General features: G+C 46.6%; 15 protein-coding genes. 11 read left to right on the top strand and 4 right to left on the bottom strand.

Translation table 11 applies throughout. The features are described from left to right. The first annotated feature begins 10 nt into the window (after positions 1-10). Positions 11-967, top strand: a complete 957-nt coding sequence (locus ETF27_RS07010; protein ID WP_394348692.1) for an alpha/beta hydrolase — start codon at positions 11-13, stop codon at positions 965-967. Between the two features lie 225 nt (positions 968-1,192). Here the strand turns inward: ETF27_RS07010 and cdd are convergent, their stop codons facing one another. From cdd to ETF27_RS06995, 3 genes are all read right to left on the bottom strand, one after another. Further along, positions 1,193-1,672 carry a cytidine deaminase gene (gene cdd / locus ETF27_RS07005; RefSeq protein WP_130830515.1) on the bottom strand — a complete coding sequence of 160 codons (480 nt, stop codon included), beginning with the start codon at positions 1,670-1,672 and terminating at the stop codon, positions 1,193-1,195. Between the two features lie 22 nt (positions 1,673-1,694). Then, positions 1,695-3,152 (bottom strand): right-handed parallel beta-helix repeat-containing protein, encoded by a 1,458-nt coding sequence (locus tag ETF27_RS07000; RefSeq protein WP_130830514.1) that lies wholly within the window; start codon positions 3,150-3,152, stop codon positions 1,695-1,697. Positions 3,153-3,217: 65 nt separating this feature from the next. Then, positions 3,218-4,468 (bottom strand): M16 family metallopeptidase, encoded by a 1,251-nt coding sequence (locus ETF27_RS06995; protein WP_147785629.1) that lies wholly within the window; start codon positions 4,466-4,468, stop codon positions 3,218-3,220. Between the two features lie 133 nt (positions 4,469-4,601). Between ETF27_RS06995 and ETF27_RS06990 the strand changes: the two genes are divergently transcribed. From ETF27_RS06990 to ETF27_RS06965, 7 genes are all read left to right on the top strand, one after another. After that, positions 4,602-5,534 carry a carbohydrate kinase family protein gene (locus ETF27_RS06990; protein WP_147785628.1) on the top strand — a complete coding sequence of 311 codons (933 nt, stop codon included), beginning with the start codon at positions 4,602-4,604 and terminating at the stop codon, positions 5,532-5,534. Between the two features lie 25 nt (positions 5,535-5,559). After that, positions 5,560-6,753, top strand: coding sequence for an FprA family A-type flavoprotein (locus ETF27_RS06985; RefSeq protein ID WP_130830511.1), 1,194 nt, complete (start codon positions 5,560-5,562; stop codon positions 6,751-6,753). Positions 6,754-6,759: 6 nt separating this feature from the next. Continuing rightward, entirely contained in the window at positions 6,760-7,083 is a 324-nt protein-coding gene (locus tag ETF27_RS11485) for a hypothetical protein (protein ID WP_240048145.1), read from the top strand. Next, positions 7,041-7,889 carry an acyltransferase family protein gene (locus tag ETF27_RS06980; protein ID WP_317131321.1) on the top strand — a complete coding sequence of 283 codons (849 nt, stop codon included), beginning with the start codon at positions 7,041-7,043 and terminating at the stop codon, positions 7,887-7,889. Before ETF27_RS11485 ends, ETF27_RS06980 begins: the two co-directional genes overlap by 43 nt. 520 nt (positions 7,890-8,409) lie before the next feature. Beyond that, positions 8,410-9,165 carry a 4-hydroxy-tetrahydrodipicolinate reductase gene (gene dapB, locus ETF27_RS06975; RefSeq protein WP_130830510.1) on the top strand — a complete coding sequence of 252 codons (756 nt, stop codon included), beginning with the start codon at positions 8,410-8,412 and terminating at the stop codon, positions 9,163-9,165. Between the two features lie 44 nt (positions 9,166-9,209). Next, complete coding sequence (locus tag ETF27_RS06970) at positions 9,210-10,739, top strand: S26 family signal peptidase (RefSeq protein WP_147785627.1); 1,530 nt, start codon at positions 9,210-9,212, stop codon at positions 10,737-10,739. A 6-nt stretch (positions 10,740-10,745) separates the two neighbouring features. Then, on the top strand, positions 10,746-11,387 hold the full coding sequence (locus ETF27_RS06965) for a WbqC family protein (RefSeq protein ID WP_147785626.1): 642 nt from the start codon (positions 10,746-10,748) through the stop codon (positions 11,385-11,387). 31 nt (positions 11,388-11,418) lie between these two features. Here ETF27_RS06965 and ETF27_RS06960 read toward each other — a convergent pair whose 3' ends face one another. Then, positions 11,419-13,134, bottom strand: coding sequence for a Na/Pi cotransporter family protein (locus ETF27_RS06960; protein ID WP_130830507.1), 1,716 nt, complete (start codon positions 13,132-13,134; stop codon positions 11,419-11,421). An 88-nt stretch (positions 13,135-13,222) separates the two neighbouring features. Between ETF27_RS06960 and ETF27_RS06955 the strand changes: the two genes are divergently transcribed. The 3 genes from ETF27_RS06955 to ETF27_RS06945 all read left to right on the top strand — a co-directional run bounded on the left by ETF27_RS06955 (position 13,223) and on the right by ETF27_RS06945 (position 18,086). Beyond that, entirely contained in the window at positions 13,223-14,884 is a 1,662-nt protein-coding gene (locus ETF27_RS06955) for a nucleoside kinase (protein WP_130830506.1), read from the top strand. A gap of 280 nt (positions 14,885-15,164) precedes the next feature. Further along, the gene (locus ETF27_RS06950) at positions 15,165-17,063 is read left to right on the top strand and encodes a 2-oxoacid:acceptor oxidoreductase subunit alpha (protein ID WP_130830505.1); all 1,899 of its coding nucleotides are present in this window, start codon (positions 15,165-15,167) and stop codon (positions 17,061-17,063) included. A 15-nt stretch (positions 17,064-17,078) separates the two neighbouring features. After that, on the top strand, positions 17,079-18,086 hold the full coding sequence (locus ETF27_RS06945; RefSeq protein ID WP_130830504.1) for a 2-oxoacid:ferredoxin oxidoreductase subunit beta: 1,008 nt from the start codon (positions 17,079-17,081) through the stop codon (positions 18,084-18,086). Positions 18,087-18,388: the final 302 nt, after the last annotated feature.

Genomic DNA, 18,388 nt, shown 5'->3' with positions numbered 1-18,388 from the left:
TTACACAATGATAAAGATGAAACGATTATTCAGAATACTGTTGGTCATCTTCTCGCTCGTCGTTATTACCATTGGCGGCACGTCGGTCTATATGCTCAGATATTCCTTGTGGGTGAAAACTCACGGACACGCGAGCAGATGGAAGCGGATGTATGCGGATTATCCCCAATTACGCCCATGGATGGACTCCATCAAGAGCAATGCCGCACTGAAAGATACGGTCATCCTACTTTCAAACGGATTGAAGAGCCATGCTTTCTATCTGCGGAACGACTCGGCAATGGGCAGAAGTGCGATTTGCATTCACGGCTATAAGGACAATGCCTTGGGTATGTTGCAGATTGCCTATATATATAATAAGGTGATGAGAATGAATGTGTTGCTCCCCGACCTGCACGCGCACGGCACAAGTGAGGGCAAAGATGTGCAAATGGGATGGAAAGACCGACTGGACGTGGAAGAATGGATACCCCTTGCCGAAAAAATGTTTCGCGAAAGCGGAAGAGAATCGAAGATGGTCATTCACGGAATATCAATGGGTGCCGCCACAACAATGAACATCTCCGGCGACACGACTCCCGATTATGTGAAATGTTTTATCGAGGATTGTGGCTACACAAGTGTGTGGGACGAGTTCAGCGACCAACTGAAAGCGCAATTTGGTTTGCCGGACTTCCCACTGATGTACACCTCCTCGGCACTCTGCCGAATAAAATACGGTTGGACGTTCGGCGAAGCCGCTCCACTCGGGCAGGTGGCGAAATGCCACAAGCCCATGTTGTTCATCCATGGTGATGCCGATGATTTCGTGCCTTCATGGATGGTTCATCCGCTCTTCAAGGCTAAGCCTCAACCCAAAGAACTATGGATTACCAAAGGAACGAAACATGCGGAGAGTTATAAAGATTATCCGGAAGAATACACCCGGAAAGTAGCTGCGTTTGCAAACCGATATTTCCGAAAGTAGCGCGATGGTTGTAAAAACAATTCATAACCTGTAAGTAAAAGCTAAGCGATTGCATTCCAAAAGCTAAGCTTTCGTCTCGCAAAAGCTAAGCGATTGCACTTCAAAAGCTAGGCTTTTGCAAGGCAAAAACTAAAGTTCTGATTATCAGTGCTTTACTATTGTGGTGTTATCTTCTGCGATTGTAAGTTTTTTTCATCCGAACGCAATCGTCTTTCTTTCGTCTCTCTATTTCATGGAGTCGCCGGTGAACTGCAGGGGGAGCAAGTCCTTCACCGATTCCACCACGTAAATCTTATCCTTTCCATAGAGCAGAATGCGGACGGATTGTTCATAGCGAGCTTCCACCTCCAATATCACTTGTCGGCAAGCACCACAAGGAACGATGGGACTATTGGTCAGACAGCCACCGCTCCGTGCAGCAATGGCAAGCATGGCAATAGCTTGGTCGGGACGTTGCGACTGAGCCGCAAAAATGGCAGAACGCTCGGCACAAAGTCCGGAGGGATAGGCGGCGTTTTCTTGGTTGGCACCCATCACCACTTCACCGTCTGCCAACAACAAGGCTGCTCCCACCGCGAAATGACTGTAAGGCGAATAGCTGTGCGCCGTTGCCTTGATTGCCGTCCGGACAAGAAGCTGTTCCTGTTCGGACAATTCCTCGATTTGGCAACATCCTATTTTAATGTTGATGTCGATGGTTTTCATTGTCTGTTTTTTCTGTTCTTAATTATTTCTCCGCATATTCGTAACAGCCGATATCGGGCTTCTCATCGCGCGGCAGTCCGTCACAATCCACGCCGCTCATACCGTTTGGAAGTGCTTTCCCGGCATTTCGGGCTATCGACTTCTCGCTGAGATGGAAATCATAGAATTGCTTTTCCGCATCAATCTTGCGAAAATGCTTCATGCCCGTTCCCATCGTATCGGCAGGCTCTTCCCAAATCACGTTCAGATATCGAGTCTCGTCCGGTTTCTCTGGTTTTTTCGTACGCAATATGCTGTGTTCAAACTTATAGTTCCTTGGCGCGTCTTTCAAGAAATCCCATACAATCACATCATCGGCATAACCGGTAACCAGCGTGTTGTAAGCATCAAATCGCAACAGCGGATAAGACGTGCCCACTTTCTCCGTACCCAAGTGCAGCGCTGCTCCCCGTCCTGAATCGAAAGGATAGAACTGGGCGAGCGTGCAGTGCGCCATCGTAACGCTTCCACCAAAGAAAGCCGCACAGTCGTTGAGTGTGTTCGTGATTTGCGTGTTGCTTATGTCCAACTTGCAATTGGTTGCCAAAAGCCCATAGCCCTGACAGTTGTGCACAATGGAGTTGCTTAGAGTCAGCTTGGTTCGTGAAACGTCCGAAGAGTCGCAAACCACACCGTTGTAAGCAGAATGTATATCGGCATAAGCAATGGCGTTGTCATAGGAAGAAGTGTGGAAACGAATGCCTTGCCACTGTCCGCTGACTCGGTCGTAGGGCAGATAATCGAACATTTTGTCCAAGCGGTCGCCTCGCAACGTTACTTTTTCTTCCGGCGTCCCCACCACCTTCAATTGTCCGTACACGTCTATTCCGGCACGATTGGAGAAATAGAGCGTCGTACCTGCTGCGATTGTGAGTGTGGCTCCCTCAGCCACTTTCAGCAATCCCTGAACAACAATGGGCTTTCTGCCTTGCAAGGTCTTGTCAGTGGTGATTTCCTCTCCCTTAAGCAGTTCTGCGTCCCAACTGTAAGCTTTGAGATTTACTTTTTGCTGAACGCCACTTTCAAGCGTAAAAATCAGATTATCTTCCACCAATCGAGGCTCTGCACCCCCATTCTCCGGAGAAGTCAATTCCACAAACACTTGGATGCTGTCCTTGTTTCTCACCTCAAAATCGTTCGCCTGATAGCCATTTGCCTGTCCAAGATAAATACCGTCCACGTTTACCCTGAATCCCGTTTGATTGCCTTGCTCCAAACGCACGTTCGACAGTCTGATACCAACGCCCGAATGATTGTAAACCCGAAAAGTCTTGGTGGGTGTCGGCACCTTTGAGAAGGTGGTATCCAGTCGCAACGTATCCACCGAGAAAGACAGTTGCTTATCGGTGGATGTCGTAAACGAATCATCGTCAGTGCAAGCCACGAGCAACCCCATGACAAGCAACCATCCCCCCATTATGATTTGGTTTATATTCCTCATACAAGTTTCTAACGCAAAAAGTGCCGTTTTATTGTTTTTGTCTCCCTTCCATTGAGCGGTTTTCTTTATTTGTAAATCAGCGTTGTCAGCTTCTCTGCCCCAAACAAGTCGTTTGCCACAGCTTGAATGTCTTCTGCGGTAATCGTATCTATCTGGTCGTAAAGCTCTTCGATGTGTCTCTCTTGTCCGTAATGCAGATAACTGCGACCAAAACCGAGCGCGAAGTTCTCCTTGTTGTCCGAAGCAATGCCTATTTGTCCTTTGATTTGTCGTTTGGCAACAGCCAGCTCTTCCGGGGTGAGCCGCTCAAACATGAACCGGTCCAGTTCTTTCCTCACCAATTCCGAACATTGCTCAACCTCCTTGGAATCGCAACCAAAGTAAATGCCCCACAAACCCACTGCGCTGAAAGCCGACATGAAACTTTCCACCGTATAAACCAATCCCGAATTTTCGCGAAGCGATAGGTTCAGGCGCGCGTTCATGCCCGGTCCGCCGAGCATATTGTTCAACAAATACAACGCCAAACGATGCTTATCGTGAATGCTGTATGCGCGATTGCCCATCATTACATGAGACTGATGGGTCTTTTTGTGTACGATAATGTTCGATGGACGATAGGGAAAGACTATCTCTTTGGCAACCATCGTGGCATCTTCTTGTGGAAAAAGCGAATCGGAGCTGTGCCATCGCACATCTTTGGTAAACTTTCGCAATGTCTCCACCGCGTCCTCGAATGCCACATCTCCATAAATATAGAACACACAGTTGTCGGGACGATAGAACTTGTCGGTAAATCGTTGCGCATCCCGGGTCGTAAACGAACGAACGGTCTTCGTTGTGCCCAAAATACTGTGTCCCAAAGGGTGATTTTTGAAGACAATGTTTTCGAATTCATCATAAATCAACTCTGCGGGGCTGTCGTTATACAATTCTATCTCGTCGCAGATCACTTCCACCTCCTTGTCAATTTCCGTCTGTGGGTAAGTGCTGCGAAACACTATGTCGGAAAGCAGGTCGGCAGCGAGAGTGAAATGTTCCTTGAGGATGGCAGAATAAAACACCGTGTCTGTCTTCGTGGTGAAAGCATTTAAGTCGCCGCCCACGTTTTCCAGACAATTTATAATGTCAAGACTGCTTCTTCGCTCTGTCCCTTTGAACGTAACGTGTTCGCAGAAGTGAGCGATGCCCTCTTCTCCCTCATCTTCATTTCCTGTTCCCGCATTGATTTCATAGCCACAATAGACCACCTGTGACTCGGAAGGCAAATGAATGATTCGCAAACCGTTTTCCAACTTCGCCGTATTATATTTCATGATGGCTGCAAAATTACTGATTTTCTTTTTGAAATGTGTCCGATTTGTACTATATTTGCACACTGAACTCTCAGTCTTCAGTAGATTCTGAAATTATTTTGTCTGAGGTAATAATTGAAAAAGCTAATCATCCATGCGCAAGATTATAGGAATTGGTGAAACTATTCTTGATATTTTTTTCAAAAACGGTCAGCCGATAGGAGCTTATCCGGGAGGTTCCACGTTCAATGCCATGATTTCCCTTGGGCGATCGGGCATGGAAACGACATTCATCAGTGAGGTGGGGGACGACCGAGTGGGCGATTTCATCAAACGTTTCCTGATTGAAAACGGTGTGAATGCCGAGCGAGTAACCGCGTTTCCGGGTTCTAAATCACCTGTTTCCTTGGCTTTTCTCAACGAACGAAATGATGCGGAATACATTTTCTACAAGGATCACCCACACGATCGTTTGGAATTTCCTTTGCCCGACATACATTCCGACGATATAGTGCTCTTCGGTTCTTACTATGCGCTCAATCCCGTGATTCGGCAGCAGGTGGTAAGTCTTTTGGAACTTGCTCGCTCGCGCGGAGCCATTATCTACTATGATGTAAATTTTCGTTCTTCTCATGTGGGAGAAGTTATCAAGCTCACCCCAAATCTCCTTGAAAACCTTGATTACGCCGACATCGTGCGTGGCAGTAAGGAAGATTTTGTAAATCTTTACAAGAAAGACGATGCCGAGAAAGTCTATAATTCCGATATATCTTTCTACTGTAAGCGGTTCATCTACACCGATGGAGCGCGCCCCATAGAGGTAAGAGGCGAGAATGGGTTTAAGAAAAGTTACGAAATGCAGAGCATCGACACGGTAAGTACCGTGGGAGCAGGCGACAATTTCAATGCCGGCTTTATTTTCGGACTGATAAAACACGGCATTACTCGCGAGGACTTGGAACGCGGACTCGCTGAAGCGCAATGGGACAAGCTGATTGCTTGTGCGCAAGCCTTCGCCGCAGACTGCTGTAAGGACATCTACAACTATGTAAGCAAAGAGTTCGGAGCATCCGTTCAACAGAGTTGAAAACGATATTAATAAAACAATAAATATGATAGAAATAACAAAAAACGTTTACTATGTAGGGGTAAACGATCGCAACAAAGCAAAGTTTGAGGGATTGTGGCCATTACCTAACGGCGTAACCTACAATTCTTATCTCATAGACGACGAGAAAGTTATCCTCGTTGAAACAGTGGAAGCTGATTTCTTCATACAGTTCATAGAGAACATACGCGAGGTAATCGGCGACAGAAAGATAGATTATTTAATCGTGCACCACATGGAACCCGATCATTCGGGTAGCATGGCATTGCTGAAAAAGTACTATCCCGACATTCAAGTCATTGGAAACAAGAAGACGTTTGACATGATGTCAGGCTTTTACGGAATAAAGAAAAATGTCATAGAGGTGAAAGACCGCGAGACGCTTCAATTGGGAAAACATAACTTTGAGTTCTTCATGACCCCCATGGTGCACTGGCCCGAGACCATGATGACACTCTACAAGGGCGAGGAGTCGGTACTTTTCACCGGAGACGCGTTCGGCTGTTTCGGAGCGTTGAATGGTGGTTTCATCGACAAGGACATAAACATAGAGCCTTACTGGAGCGAGATGCGGCGCTACTATTCGAACATTGTGGGAAAATACGGCATCCCCGTGCAAAACGCCTTGAAGAAATTGGCTTCCGAACATTTCGATTATATCTGCACCACCCACGGACCCATATGGAACGAATGTGCAGAAAAGGTGGTAAACCTATACGACAAGATGTCAAAATACGAAACGGAACCGGGCTTGGTCATCTGCTATGGTACAATGTATGGCAACACCGAGCGCATGGCGGAGCAGATAGCGCGTGCTGCTTCATTGGCAGGTGTGAAGAATATCGTGATGTACAATATCTCAAAAACCCACCACAGCTACATCATCAGCGACATCTTCCGTTATCGAGGTTTGATTCTCGGCGCGCCGACCTACAACAACGGACTTTATCACGAGATGGAAGTGCTGCTCTCCGAGATAGCGAACCGCGACATAAAGAACCGGTATTTCGGTTGGTTCGGCTCTTACAGCTGGGCATCTCGCGCCGTTCACGCCATCGGGGAATGGAACGACAAGCGCGCACACTTCGAGAAAGTGGGCGAACCGGTTGAGATGCGGCAGGCACTCGACGAAGCCACGAAGACAGAATGTTGGAGGCTGGGACGCGAGATGGCGGCGAAATTGTTGAAAGACAACTAATCGGCTGTGCTTATAAGAATGAACACTGCCACCATGCAGTCGCGGGTAATAGAGTTTCTGCGATTGCCCTTGGTGATGTTGGTATTGTTCGGTCATTGCAATTTTCACGGTGCAAGCGAGGCGTGGAATGTCCTTTGGACGGAAAGCAACTCTGCCATTGCACCCTCCATCCCTTCCGTGGGAACAATCATCGACTTAATATCGGGTTCGTTGGCTCCGCTGGCGAACCCTTTTTTCTTTTTCATCAGTGGCGTGCTGTTCTATCGTGAGCCACCTTTTCCCGGTCGCTGTATCTTCATAAATTACGCCATAGATGCTTTTCACTGCTGACTCCCTATCTGCTTTGGAATCTTATGTTCCTCTTTATCATTTATGTCGGCGAACGTCTCGTTCCCGGTTGGACACCCATCATTGACAAACCACTTGTCGATTTCTCTTTCTCTGATTGGCTGTGGGCGTTCTGGGACACCGCCAAAATCGGCAATCAAGGCGGATTGCACTCCCCGATGGTTCTACAGTTCTGGTTCATCCGCGACCTGATGGTCATTTCTCTGCTGTCGCCGATTATTTATCTCGCATTAAAACCTCTGACCGCTCTTCGCGAAGAGATACCTGCCATCCTGCTCATCGCCTTGCTCATTGTCTCAAGATGGGTGAACGACGTGCCCGGACTGAGCTTCCAAGGACTTCTTTTCTTTTCTTTCGGTGGCTACTTCTCCATCAGGAAAAAGTCGTTCACCGACGTGATGCTTCCCCTGAAGTGGGTGGGCTTGTTTTTCGCGCTTTTCGCTTGGCAATTTGAATGTATGAATCTGATGTATGCCGGACTCATCGTTTTCGTCTCATCGGTAAGCACCCGGGTTCTGAAGAAGTGGGATACAGACAACAAATCCCGACCTTTATTCCCGGCTTTCCTCACACGTGCCTCATTTTTCATCTTCGCCTGCCACACACTGTTCACCGGTGTTTTCCTCTACCTTTTCAAAACCGACATCATTAATCCTCGCAACGCCCTCGAAGGCTTGGGCATTTATCTGCTTTGCCCGCTCATCTTGCTAATCATCGGAGCACTGTTCCACCGCTTGCTCCAAAAGATTTCACCCAAACTTACTGCCCTGCTGACGGGAGGAAGATGAAAAAAACTTGCGAAATTTGTAAAGATTTATAGCCTGAAAAACACGTTTCAGAAAAGTGTGTTTTAGAAATCGGAAATGGGAAGATGAGGGGTCAAAACCCTGAAAACAGCATCCGAAGATTAAATTTCGTGAGTCTGTTTTGCAAAAGCTCTACCTTTACTTTTCAAAAGCTCAACCATTGGAATGTGAAACCTAAGCTTTCAACTCGCAAAAGCTTAGCTTTTACCTGAAGAAAAGCATGGCTTTCGGAGCAAATTTCGGTTCAACCCATACGAGAAAAATCAGAACTCGCTGAAAAACAACCACTTAGGAAAATCCCCGCCATTCGCTTATTTTCAATCAACTTGTCTTGAGTTTGCAAATAAGCGCAAGGTTTTGAGCGTGATGTAAAGATATTTCAAAGTTCGACAATATAACAAATCTTGAAGATTGAACAAAGGAAAGAATTAAAATTAATGAATATATTTTGTGTTATCTCTGAATTCCACTAACTTTGCAGGATGATAAAACAAATTGGATTATGAGAATAGCATTGATTGGTTATGGCAAGATGGGGCACATGGTGGAGCAAATCGCTATGAAACGCGGTCATGAAGTCGTTTGCAGAATAGATGTTGATAATCAAGCCGACTTCGATTCACCCGCTTTTGCCACTGCCGATGTAGCCATAGAGTTCACTACGCCTGCAACGGCTTACGCCAACTATCTGAAGGCATTCGAAAAAAACGTGAAAGTGGTGAGCGGCTCCACCGGCTGGATGCAAGACCACAAGGCAGACGTTGAAAAACTATGCACGGAAGGGGGCAAAACGCTCTTTTGGGCAAGCAACTTCTCGGTGGGAGTAGCCATCTTTGCCGCCATAAATCGCTATTTGGCAAAAATCATGAATGGATTTCCACAATACAACGTGGAAATGGAAGAAACGCATCACGTGCACAAACTTGATGCGCCCTCAGGGACTGCCATCACATTGGCAGAGGACATTCTCGAGAACATGGACAGAAAGGAGAAATGGGTAAAAGGATTGCAACACCATGCCGATGGCTCGGAAAGCGGAAGCAACAACGTTGCCGCCGAAGAACTGCCCATCGCCTCGATACGACGCGATGAGGTGCCGGGCATTCACAGCATCAGTTACAACTCCGAAGCCGATAAAATCACCATCACTCACGATGCACACAGTCGCGAAGGGTTCGCGCTGGGAGCCGTGTTGGCGGCGGAATATACCAAAGACCACGAAGGATTGCTGACAACAAGCGACCTGTTTAAGTTTTAAGCAACAGAACGAACAAGGCGAAACCGCCTAAAAAACAAAAACACATGATTGATAAAGAAAAAGCAAAGCTCGACCCCAGAAAACAGTGGGCGAAGTGTATCATAGTAATCGTGCTCTATCTGCTCTTCCTGTTTTGGGTGGAAAGCTGGTGGGGACTCCTTGTACTGCCATTCATCTACGACGTATATATCACGAAGAAAATAAGATGGCAATGGTGGAAGGACTCCGAAGGAGTAACGAGATTCATCATGAGTTGGGTGGATGCCATCGTTTTCGCCCTCGTGGCAGTTTATTTTATTAATCTGTTCTTCTTCCAAAATTACGTCATCCCTTCCTCATCGCTCGAGAAATCACTGCTGACAGGCGATTACTTGTTCGTTTCGAAAGTGAGCTACGGACCACGCATCCCGCAAACCCCACTGACCATGCCGCTGACACAGCACACCATGCCCTTCTTCAACATGAAGAGCTACATAGAATGGCCACACTGGGACTATCGACGCGTGAAGGGCTTGGGCAAAGTGGAACTGAACGACATCGTGGTGTTCAACTATCCCGCCGGCGATACCATTATGAGCGACATTGCCTATCAGGCACAAGATTACTACAAGTTTGCCTACGAAACGGGAACAAACCTGCTCTATCAGCAAAACCCAAACATCCGATTGGCAAACATGAATGCAGCGCAGCAGCGCGACTTCTTCAACAAAGCTTATATCTTGGGACGCAACTACATCATAGGCAACTCCGGAATATTCGGTGTGCTGGACGCGCGTCCCACAGACAGAAGGGAGAACTACGTGAAACGATGTGTGGGACTTCCGGGGCAGACCTTGCAAATCAAGAACAAAATCGTTTATCTTGACGGAAAACCCGACAAAGAGCCCGACAAAGTGCAATACACTTATTTCGTAAAACTCAATCACATAACGGCTGCCGACCTTCTCGGAGAGCGTTATGATGAACTACGCAAAGAATTGGGCATCAGCGCGGAGGACGTTCAGAGCCTGAGCAGTCTGCACGGATTTGACGTAGATCGTGGTTTCATCCTTAACAACAAGGTACTTCAATACGACGGATACATGCCTCTCACCAAATACGCAGCAGCACAACTGAAAAGTCGTGGCGTGGCAACTGCCATCCGACCGGTTACCGACAAAGACCTCTATGCCGGGTCAATGTATCCGCTGAATAGTTTCCGAGGATGGACGCGCGACAACTACGGTCCGATTTGGATTCCGAAGAAAGGGGAAAGCATTGCGCTGACACTCGACAATCTGCCCATATACGAACGGTGCATCAAAGTGTATGAGCAAAACGACTTGAAGGTGAGTGGAAACAATATCTTCATCAACGGAAAGAAAGCCAAGAGTTACACTTTCAAACTGGATTATTATTGGATGCAGGGCGACAACCGCCACAATTCGGCTGACAGCCGCTATTGGGGATTTGTTCCGGAAGACCACATCGTGGGCAAACCACTGTTTATATGGTGGTCGAGCGACCCCGACCGCAAGGGATTGGGTGGAATTCGGTGGAACAGATTGTTCACTTGGGTGGACAACATTAAATAAAAAGGATTGGAAACAGGGACAGAAGGAAGAACGTGTCTTTTGTCTTCCACGTATTTCGGACCGGTGCAGTGGTATCAGAAGCTCAATCGATACGAGTGCAGGATAGAACGATACGAAAACTTCATCAAACAAACTTACAGAAATCGGTGCGTGATTGCAACAACAAATGGGTTGCAAACACTATCAATACCGGTGGAGAAGTTCGACAATCGCAAATGCGAAATAAAAGATGTGCGCATCAGCGACCATGACAATTGGCGACACCGCCATTGGAACGCCTTACTCTCAGCCTACGGCGAAAGCCCGTTCTTTGAGTTTTATCAGGATGACATTCGCCCATTTTTTGAACGAAAATGGGATTATCTGTTTGATTTCAACACTGAAATCATGTACACCATGTGTGAATTGCTCGATGTGCGCCCAAAAATTAGTTGCACCGATGAATACGTCCGGACAGACGAAACCGGCGCAAACACTGATGTGGCAGACTTCAGAGAAGCAATCCGCCCGAAACATCCGGCAAGCGATTCTGAGTTCATTCCGAAACCTTATTACCAAGTGTACGGACGGAAAATCGGCTTTCAGCCCAATCTAAGCATTCTCGATCTGCTTTTTAACGAGGGCAACGAAGCCATTTTCTACCTGTAATGCCGAAACATAACGCGCCGAAAACAGCATTTTACGCTTCCTGCTGACGAATGCCCATGCGCGCCTCTACCACATTGACAACATAATCGCCAAGCTTTTCACACTCTTGAATAATGTCCATGTACATCGTTCCAATGGCATAGGTGTATTTATGATTGTTCACATCGTTAATGTTCTGTGAACTAAGCTGGTCGCGATAATTATTGATCTCATTCTCGATATTGAACGAATGATGGATATCGTTCTCGTGTTTGTGTCCCACTAAAATGCGGTTCATCTGCGTAAGTGCCTCATCGGTCAGCTCAAACATTTGGAATATCCTGTTATATTGCTCTTCCGAGAACTTCTCTTTACCCTTGACACGGCGATTTTCCGTGCGCGCAATGTTGTAACAAGCATCACCAATACTTTCCAATTCGGATATTTCGCGAAGCATGGAACGCACCTTCTCTTTCGTCTCATCACTGAGATGGGCATTTGAAATTTCATCAAGATATTTCGCTATCTCAATTTCCATATTGTCGGAAATAACTTCATACTTCTCTATTCGGGCATAAAGTCTTGAGAACTCCGCATCATCCTCGATACCAAGTAGCTCGCGAACCATTCCAAACATTCGCTGCAAACGCTCTGCAAACGAATGAATTTCCTTGCTTGCCTCAAGCACCGACAACTCTGGGGTCTTCATAATGCCTGCCTGAATGAAACGAAGACGGAAATCTTCTTCCGTTTCGCTCTTGCGAGGCTTGACAAGCATACAAACTAATCGCTCCAATTGAGGAATAAACCAAATGAGAAGCGTGGTGTTAATCACATTGAAGCAGGTGTGGAAAGCAGCCAAGACTACCGGAAGCAAATGCACCACATCTTGTTGCTCAAGTGCATGGATATCGGGATTGAACCCAACGATGCCGCAGACCATGTTCACAAACGGATAGAACAGACACAACACCCAAACAACACCGATAATATTGAACATAAGGTGAGCCAAAGCTGCACGTCGGGCTTGCGTATTGGCACCAAGTGCTGCTAAATTGGCAGTAATCGTGGTGCCGATGTTCTCGCCCATCACAAGCGCGATACCAAGATAAATGGGCAAAACACCCGTTGAGCACATGAGAATGGTAATCGCCATCACGGCTGCCGAGGATTGAACAAGACAAGTGATAACCGTTCCGATGGCAAGGAAACTCAGAATAGTGGTGTAGCTGTTTACGTCGAACGACTTGAAAAACTCAATGATTGCCGGATTACTCTCCAACTGTAAATCCTTGCCACCATCACTGAGCAGCACTAAACTGAAAAACATAAACGACAAACCGAAAAGAAAGTCGCCAACATAACGCATCTTGCGCGTATAAATAAGGACAATGCCCACAAGGAAAGAAGGAAAGACAAAACTTGTTAAGTCCACAGCATAGCCTAACGACATGATCCATGCAGTCAGCGTGGTTCCGATGTTGGCACCCATAATGACAGAGATGGCCTGAGCAAGCGTGAGAAGTCCGGCATTGACAAACGAAACGGTCATAACCGTAGTGGCAGAGGAGGATTGCACGGCACAGGTGATGAATGTTCCGGTCAGCATTCCCGTAAAGCGGTTGGTGGTCATTGCGCCTAAGATATGTCGCAACTGCGAACCTGCCATTTTTTGAAGTGCTTCGCTCATTATTTTCATACCATAAATGAGAAGAGCCAATGAACCGATAATCTTAAAAAAAATAGTTAAATAATCACTCGTAGTCATGATTTAATGTATTATTACGCGATTTTTCTTTGCAGTGTGTTGAAAATTTGCTACCTTTAAGCCATCAAACAAAATGCATGTCATAAGTATGAAACAAGTATTACAAATCCGTTGCAAAAATAATAAAAAAACTTTAGAAGTCCCCATCGGGAGTACACTTTCTGAAGTTTTTCATGCTTTAAATCTGAAAATGGACTTCGGACCGGTCAGCGCAAGGGTAAATAACAAGGTGGAAGGCATGCATTTCCGCTTGTATCACAACAAAGACATTGAATTTCTTGATTTATACACAGCTTCCGGCAGACGAACCTATACGCGTTCGCTTTTCATGGTGCTGTGTAAGGCGGTTCATGATCTGTACCCCGGCAGCGAAGTGGTAATCGACATCCCTGTTTCTAACGGATATTACTGCAATCTAAAGCTGGGACATCCGGTGGAAGAAGAAGACGTAAAGAAGATAAGAGAGCGCGTTCAGCAAATCATTGATGCAGGTATTCCCATTCTTCGCTACGAAACCACCACGGAAGCAGCTCTGGAAATGTTTGAGAAACTGGGCGATGAGGCTAAAGTGAAATTATTGAAACATAGCGGTTCGCTTTATACCACCTATTATAAATTAGACGATTATAAAGATTACTACTATGGATCCATGCTGACCAACACATCGCAAATCAAGCTTTTTGGTATCGTTAAATACTACGATGGGATTTTATTGCGCATTCCCTCATTGGAAGATCCGTCCAAATTGGGCGAACTCATTTGTCAGGACAAGATGTTCGAAGTGTTCAAGGAACATCACAACTGGCAGAAAATTCTCGGAGTGAGTACCGTTGGCGACTTCAACGAAGTGGTAAAGCAAGGTTATTCCAACGAGATTATCAACGTGAGCGAAGCATTACAAGAAAAGAAGATAGCTCAAATCGCCGAAACAATATCCCAACGAAAAGGCGTGAAAGTGGTATTGATCGCCGGTCCTTCATCGAGTGGAAAGACAACATTCTGTAAACGACTCTCCGTTCAGCTGCTAACCTGTGGTATCAAGCCCGTACAAGTTTCGCTTGATGATTATTTCATAGACCGCAAGAACACGCCCAAAGATGAAAAAGGAGAGTTAGATTACGAAAGTCTCTATGCTTTGAACCTCCCTTTGATTAACAAACAATTCTCGGCATTGTTCGATGGCGAGGAAGTAGAGCTGCCAAAGTATAATTTCCAAACAGGAAAGAGCGAGCAGAGCGGAAAGAAACTGAGCCTGAACGAGAATAACATCCTGCTGGTGGAAGGCATTCACGCCTTGAATCCTAAGCTCACGGAACAAATCTCTGACGACAAAAAGTTCAAGATCTACGCTTCCGCATTGACGACTATCCTCCTTGACGACCACAACTACATCCCAACGACCGACAATCGTCTGCTGCGCCGCATCGTTCGCGATCACAAATATCGTGGTTGTTCCGCCAAGGATACCATTCGCCGATGGCCCAGTGTGCGAGCGGGCGAAAACAAATGGATATTCCCTTACCAAGAGAATGCTGATGTCATGTTTAACAGTGCCATGCTCTTTGAACTCGCAGTGATAAAGAATCAAGCCGAAGAAGTGTTGGAACAAGTCCCGGAGAACTGTGAGGAGTATGCGGAGGCTTACCGCTTACGCAAATTCCTGCGTTACTTCTCCACCTTACCCTATAAGACTCTTCCTCCCACATCGCTTTTGCGTGAGTTCTTGGGAGGTTCATCGTTCAAATATTGAACAAAAGCTCTGTTATCACTCTCGGATTCAACGGATTGATAAACTAATAAAAATGCGGAATAATATCTTCTCTGCAGAATAAAGATACCGCAAATCACACATAGCCAATACAAAGCTTTGTAAAGAGATTGGAATCGTTTTCAATTACTATTCCTCTCCCTTACAGAGCTTTTATTTTTATGTTTTCGGAAAAGATAAGTTTTTTATTCCAAAAGATTTTGTTTTCTCAATTATTCTTTGCAATTTTGCGGAACGAAACTAACATAAACAAATTAATCTTATGGAAGAACAACTTGAAGTAAAAGAACTCGAGCACGTTGTTGTCCTTTTTTCCGGAGACTCCGGAGACGGAATGCAACTTGCGGGTAACATCTTTTCCAACGTCTCGGCGACCGTAGGAAACGGAATCTCAACATTCCCGGACTACCCGGCCGACATTCGCGCTCCGCAAGGCTCGCTGACGGGTGTAAGCGGATACAGAGTGCACATCGGCGCAGGAAAAGTGTACACCCCGGGCGACAAATGCGATGTTCTCGTAGCTATGAATGCAGCCGCTTTAAAAACGCAATACAAGAACTGCAAGCCACAAGGAACTATCATTATCGACACAGACTCTTTCGGTCCGCGCGACTTGAGAAAGGCAGAGTTTTCAACCGACGACTATTTGGACGAGATGGGGATAGACCCTGACCGCGTAGTAGCCTGTCCTATCACGAAGATGGTTAAAGATTGTCTTGCCGATACAGGCATGGACAACAAATCCATCCTGAAGTGCCGCAACATGTTTGCATTGGGATTAGTATGCTGGCTGTTCAATCGCGATTTGGAGTTGGTAAGCAATTTCCTGAACGATAAGTTCAAGAAGAAACCGGCAATTGCCGAAGCGAACATCAAGGTGGTACAAGCCGGCTACGACTATGGACACAACATCCACGCGTCAGTACCCAACACCTATCGCATAGAAACCAAACAGAAGCAACCCGGCAGATACATGGACATCACCGGTAACAAAGCCACCGCATACGGACTGATGGCGGCAGCCGAAAAAGCCGGTTTGAAACTTTATTTGGGTTCTTATCCCATCACCCCCGCATCGGATATTCTCCATGAGCTGTCCAAGCACAAATCGCTCGGAGTAATCACCATGCAGAGCGAGGACGAAATCTCGGCAGCCGCATCTTCCATTGGTGCAGCTTTCGCCGGAGCTCTCGCGGTAACCTCTACGTCGGGACCGGGCATTTGCCTGAAGAGCGAGGCTATGAACCTTGCCGTCATTGATGAGTTGCCCCTCGTTATTGTAGATGTTCAGCGTGGTGGTCCATCAACAGGACTCCCCACTAAGTCGGAACAAACCGACCTTTTGCAAGTGCTCTACGGCAGAAACGGCGAAAGCCCGATGCCGGTCATTGCTGCCACCAGCCCGACCGACTGTTTCGATGCGGCATTCGCTGCATGCAAGATGGCACTCGAGCACATGACCCCGGTGGTACTCCTCACCGATGCTTTCATTGCCAACGGCTCATCGGCATGGAAATTACCCGACATAGTTGACCTCCCGGAAATCAGACCGCATTACACAACCGAGGCACAACGCTACTCATACCGTCCATACAAACGCGATGAATACAGCAATGTGCGCTATTGGGCCATCCCTGGCATGGAAGGCTACACGCACATCCTCGGCGGATTGGAGAAAGACGGAAAGACCGGCGCCATCTCAACCGAACCGGAGAACCATCATAAGATGGACACGCTGAGATTTGAGAAAGTGGCTCGCATACCGGTACCCGACCTGCAAGTTCAGGGCGATGCTGATGATGCCGACTTGCTCATCGTGGGATTTGGAAGTACATATGGACACTTATACACCGCCATGCAGGAATTGCGCTCAAGAGGCAACAAAGTTGCTTTGGCACAATTCAAGTATATCAACCCACTGCCTGCCAATACAGCCGAGATACTGGGTAAATATAAAAAGGTGGTAGTGGCGGAGCAAAACCTCGGACAGTTGGCTGCCCTGCTGCGCATCCGTATCAACCACTTCGCGCCTTACCAATACAACCAAGTCAAGGGACAACCGTTCGTCGTTCAAGAACTCGTAAAGGACTTCGAGCGCATCATTACCCTCCCTGCACCAAAGGATGAAGGTGGCACGTTCTATTCACGAATCTTACAATAAAAAGGAAAAATCAAAATGAGCGAATATACAGATAAAGATTTTAAGAAAGGACAACCCAGATGGTGTCCCGGGTGTGGCGACCACTTCTTTTTAGTCAGCTTCCAGAAAGCAATGGCAGAGATTGGCATTCCGCCATATCAAACAGCCGTCATATCAGGTATCGGTTGCTCGAGTCGTTTACCTTATTATGTAAACACCTATGCCATGCAAACCATACACGGACGTGCGGCATCCATTGCCACCGGTGTGAAAATAGTCAATCCCGACCTTAACGTTTGGCAAATATCAGGCGATGGCGATGGTTTGGCTATCGGAGGAAACCACTTCATACATGCCATGCGCAGGAATGTTAATCTGAACATGATTCTTTTGAACAACCGTATCTACGGTCTGACGAAAGGTCAATACTCACCAACAAGTCCGCGTGGATTCGTATCGAAATCAACGCCATACGGTTCGGTGGAAGATCCATTCCGCCCTGCCGAGCTTTGCTTCGGCGCACGTGGAAAATTCTTCGCGCGCAGCGTCGCAACCGACTCACAAGAGACTATCGACATTCTCAAAGCTGCCAACAATCACAAGGGAGCTGCCGTATGCGAGATTCTTCAAAACTGCGTCATCTTCAATGATGGCTGCCACTCCAACGTTTATAACAAAGAGGGACGCAAGAAGAATGCCATCTATGTGCGTCATGGCGAACCATTGGTGTTCGGCGAAAACAATGAGTTCGGACTCGTTCAAGAAGGTTTTGGATTGAAAGTGGTGAAAATCGGAGAGAATGGTGTTAAACTCGAGGACATCCTTGTGCACGATGCACATTGTGTCGATGACACCTTGCAACTGAAACTTGCCATGATGGACAACGAGCACGGTTTCCCCATTGCATTGGGCGTTATCCGCGATGTGGAGGCTCCTACATACGATGAGGCTGTCAATGCGCAGATTGAGGAAGTGAAAGGCAAAAAGCCTTATCACAACTTCATGGAACTGCTCGAAACCAACGATATTTGGGAAGTGAAATAACAACTCAAATCAATACAAACTCAACAATAAGGGTGCTTTCTTCGCGAAAGCACCCTTTTTTGGTTGTGTTCGGGATGATGTCTCTCTAAATCGAATGGAAAAATAAGGAGCTGTTTTGCGCAAAAAGAGCATGAAATCCCGCCGGAAAAACATACAAGAAAGATGCAAAACATGATGATAGAAATGCAATCGTACAGGTCTTGCATTGCGAAAGCTTAGCTTTCGCTTTTCAAAAGCTAAGCTTTTAGGATGCAAAAGCTTAGCTTTTACAACGCAAAAGGTAAGCTTTTAAAATGGCATTC

The organism is Prevotella brunnea (assembly GCF_008016795.1).
GTDB lineage: Bacteria > Bacteroidota > Bacteroidia > Bacteroidales > Bacteroidaceae > Prevotella > Prevotella brunnea.
This window is presented reverse-complemented; position numbering and strand designations above follow the sequence as displayed.

Bases quoted from the DNA above. Each gene is read 5' to 3' on its own strand.
- cdd (WP_130830515.1), bottom strand. From the start codon at position 1,672: ATGAAAACCATCGACATCAACATTAAAATAGGATGTTGCCAAATCGAG.
- ETF27_RS07000 (WP_130830514.1), bottom strand. From the start codon at position 3,152: ATGAGGAATATAAACCAAATCATAATGGGGGGATGGTTGCTTGTCATG.
- ETF27_RS06995 (WP_147785629.1), bottom strand. From the start codon at position 4,468: ATGAAATATAATACGGCGAAGTTGGAAAACGGTTTGCGAATCATTCAT.
- ETF27_RS06990 (WP_147785628.1), top strand. From the start codon at position 4,602: ATGCGCAAGATTATAGGAATTGGTGAAACTATTCTTGATATTTTTTTC.
- ETF27_RS06985 (WP_130830511.1), top strand. From the start codon at position 5,560: ATGATAGAAATAACAAAAAACGTTTACTATGTAGGGGTAAACGATCGC.
- dapB (WP_130830510.1), top strand. From the start codon at position 8,410: ATGAGAATAGCATTGATTGGTTATGGCAAGATGGGGCACATGGTGGAG.
- ETF27_RS06970 (WP_147785627.1), top strand. From the start codon at position 9,210: ATGATTGATAAAGAAAAAGCAAAGCTCGACCCCAGAAAACAGTGGGCG.
- ETF27_RS06960 (WP_130830507.1), bottom strand. From the start codon at position 13,134: ATGACTACGAGTGATTATTTAACTATTTTTTTTAAGATTATCGGTTCA.
- ETF27_RS06955 (WP_130830506.1), top strand. From the start codon at position 13,223: ATGAAACAAGTATTACAAATCCGTTGCAAAAATAATAAAAAAACTTTA.
- ETF27_RS06950 (WP_130830505.1), top strand. From the start codon at position 15,165: ATGGAAGAACAACTTGAAGTAAAAGAACTCGAGCACGTTGTTGTCCTT.
- ETF27_RS06945 (WP_130830504.1), top strand. From the start codon at position 17,079: ATGAGCGAATATACAGATAAAGATTTTAAGAAAGGACAACCCAGATGG.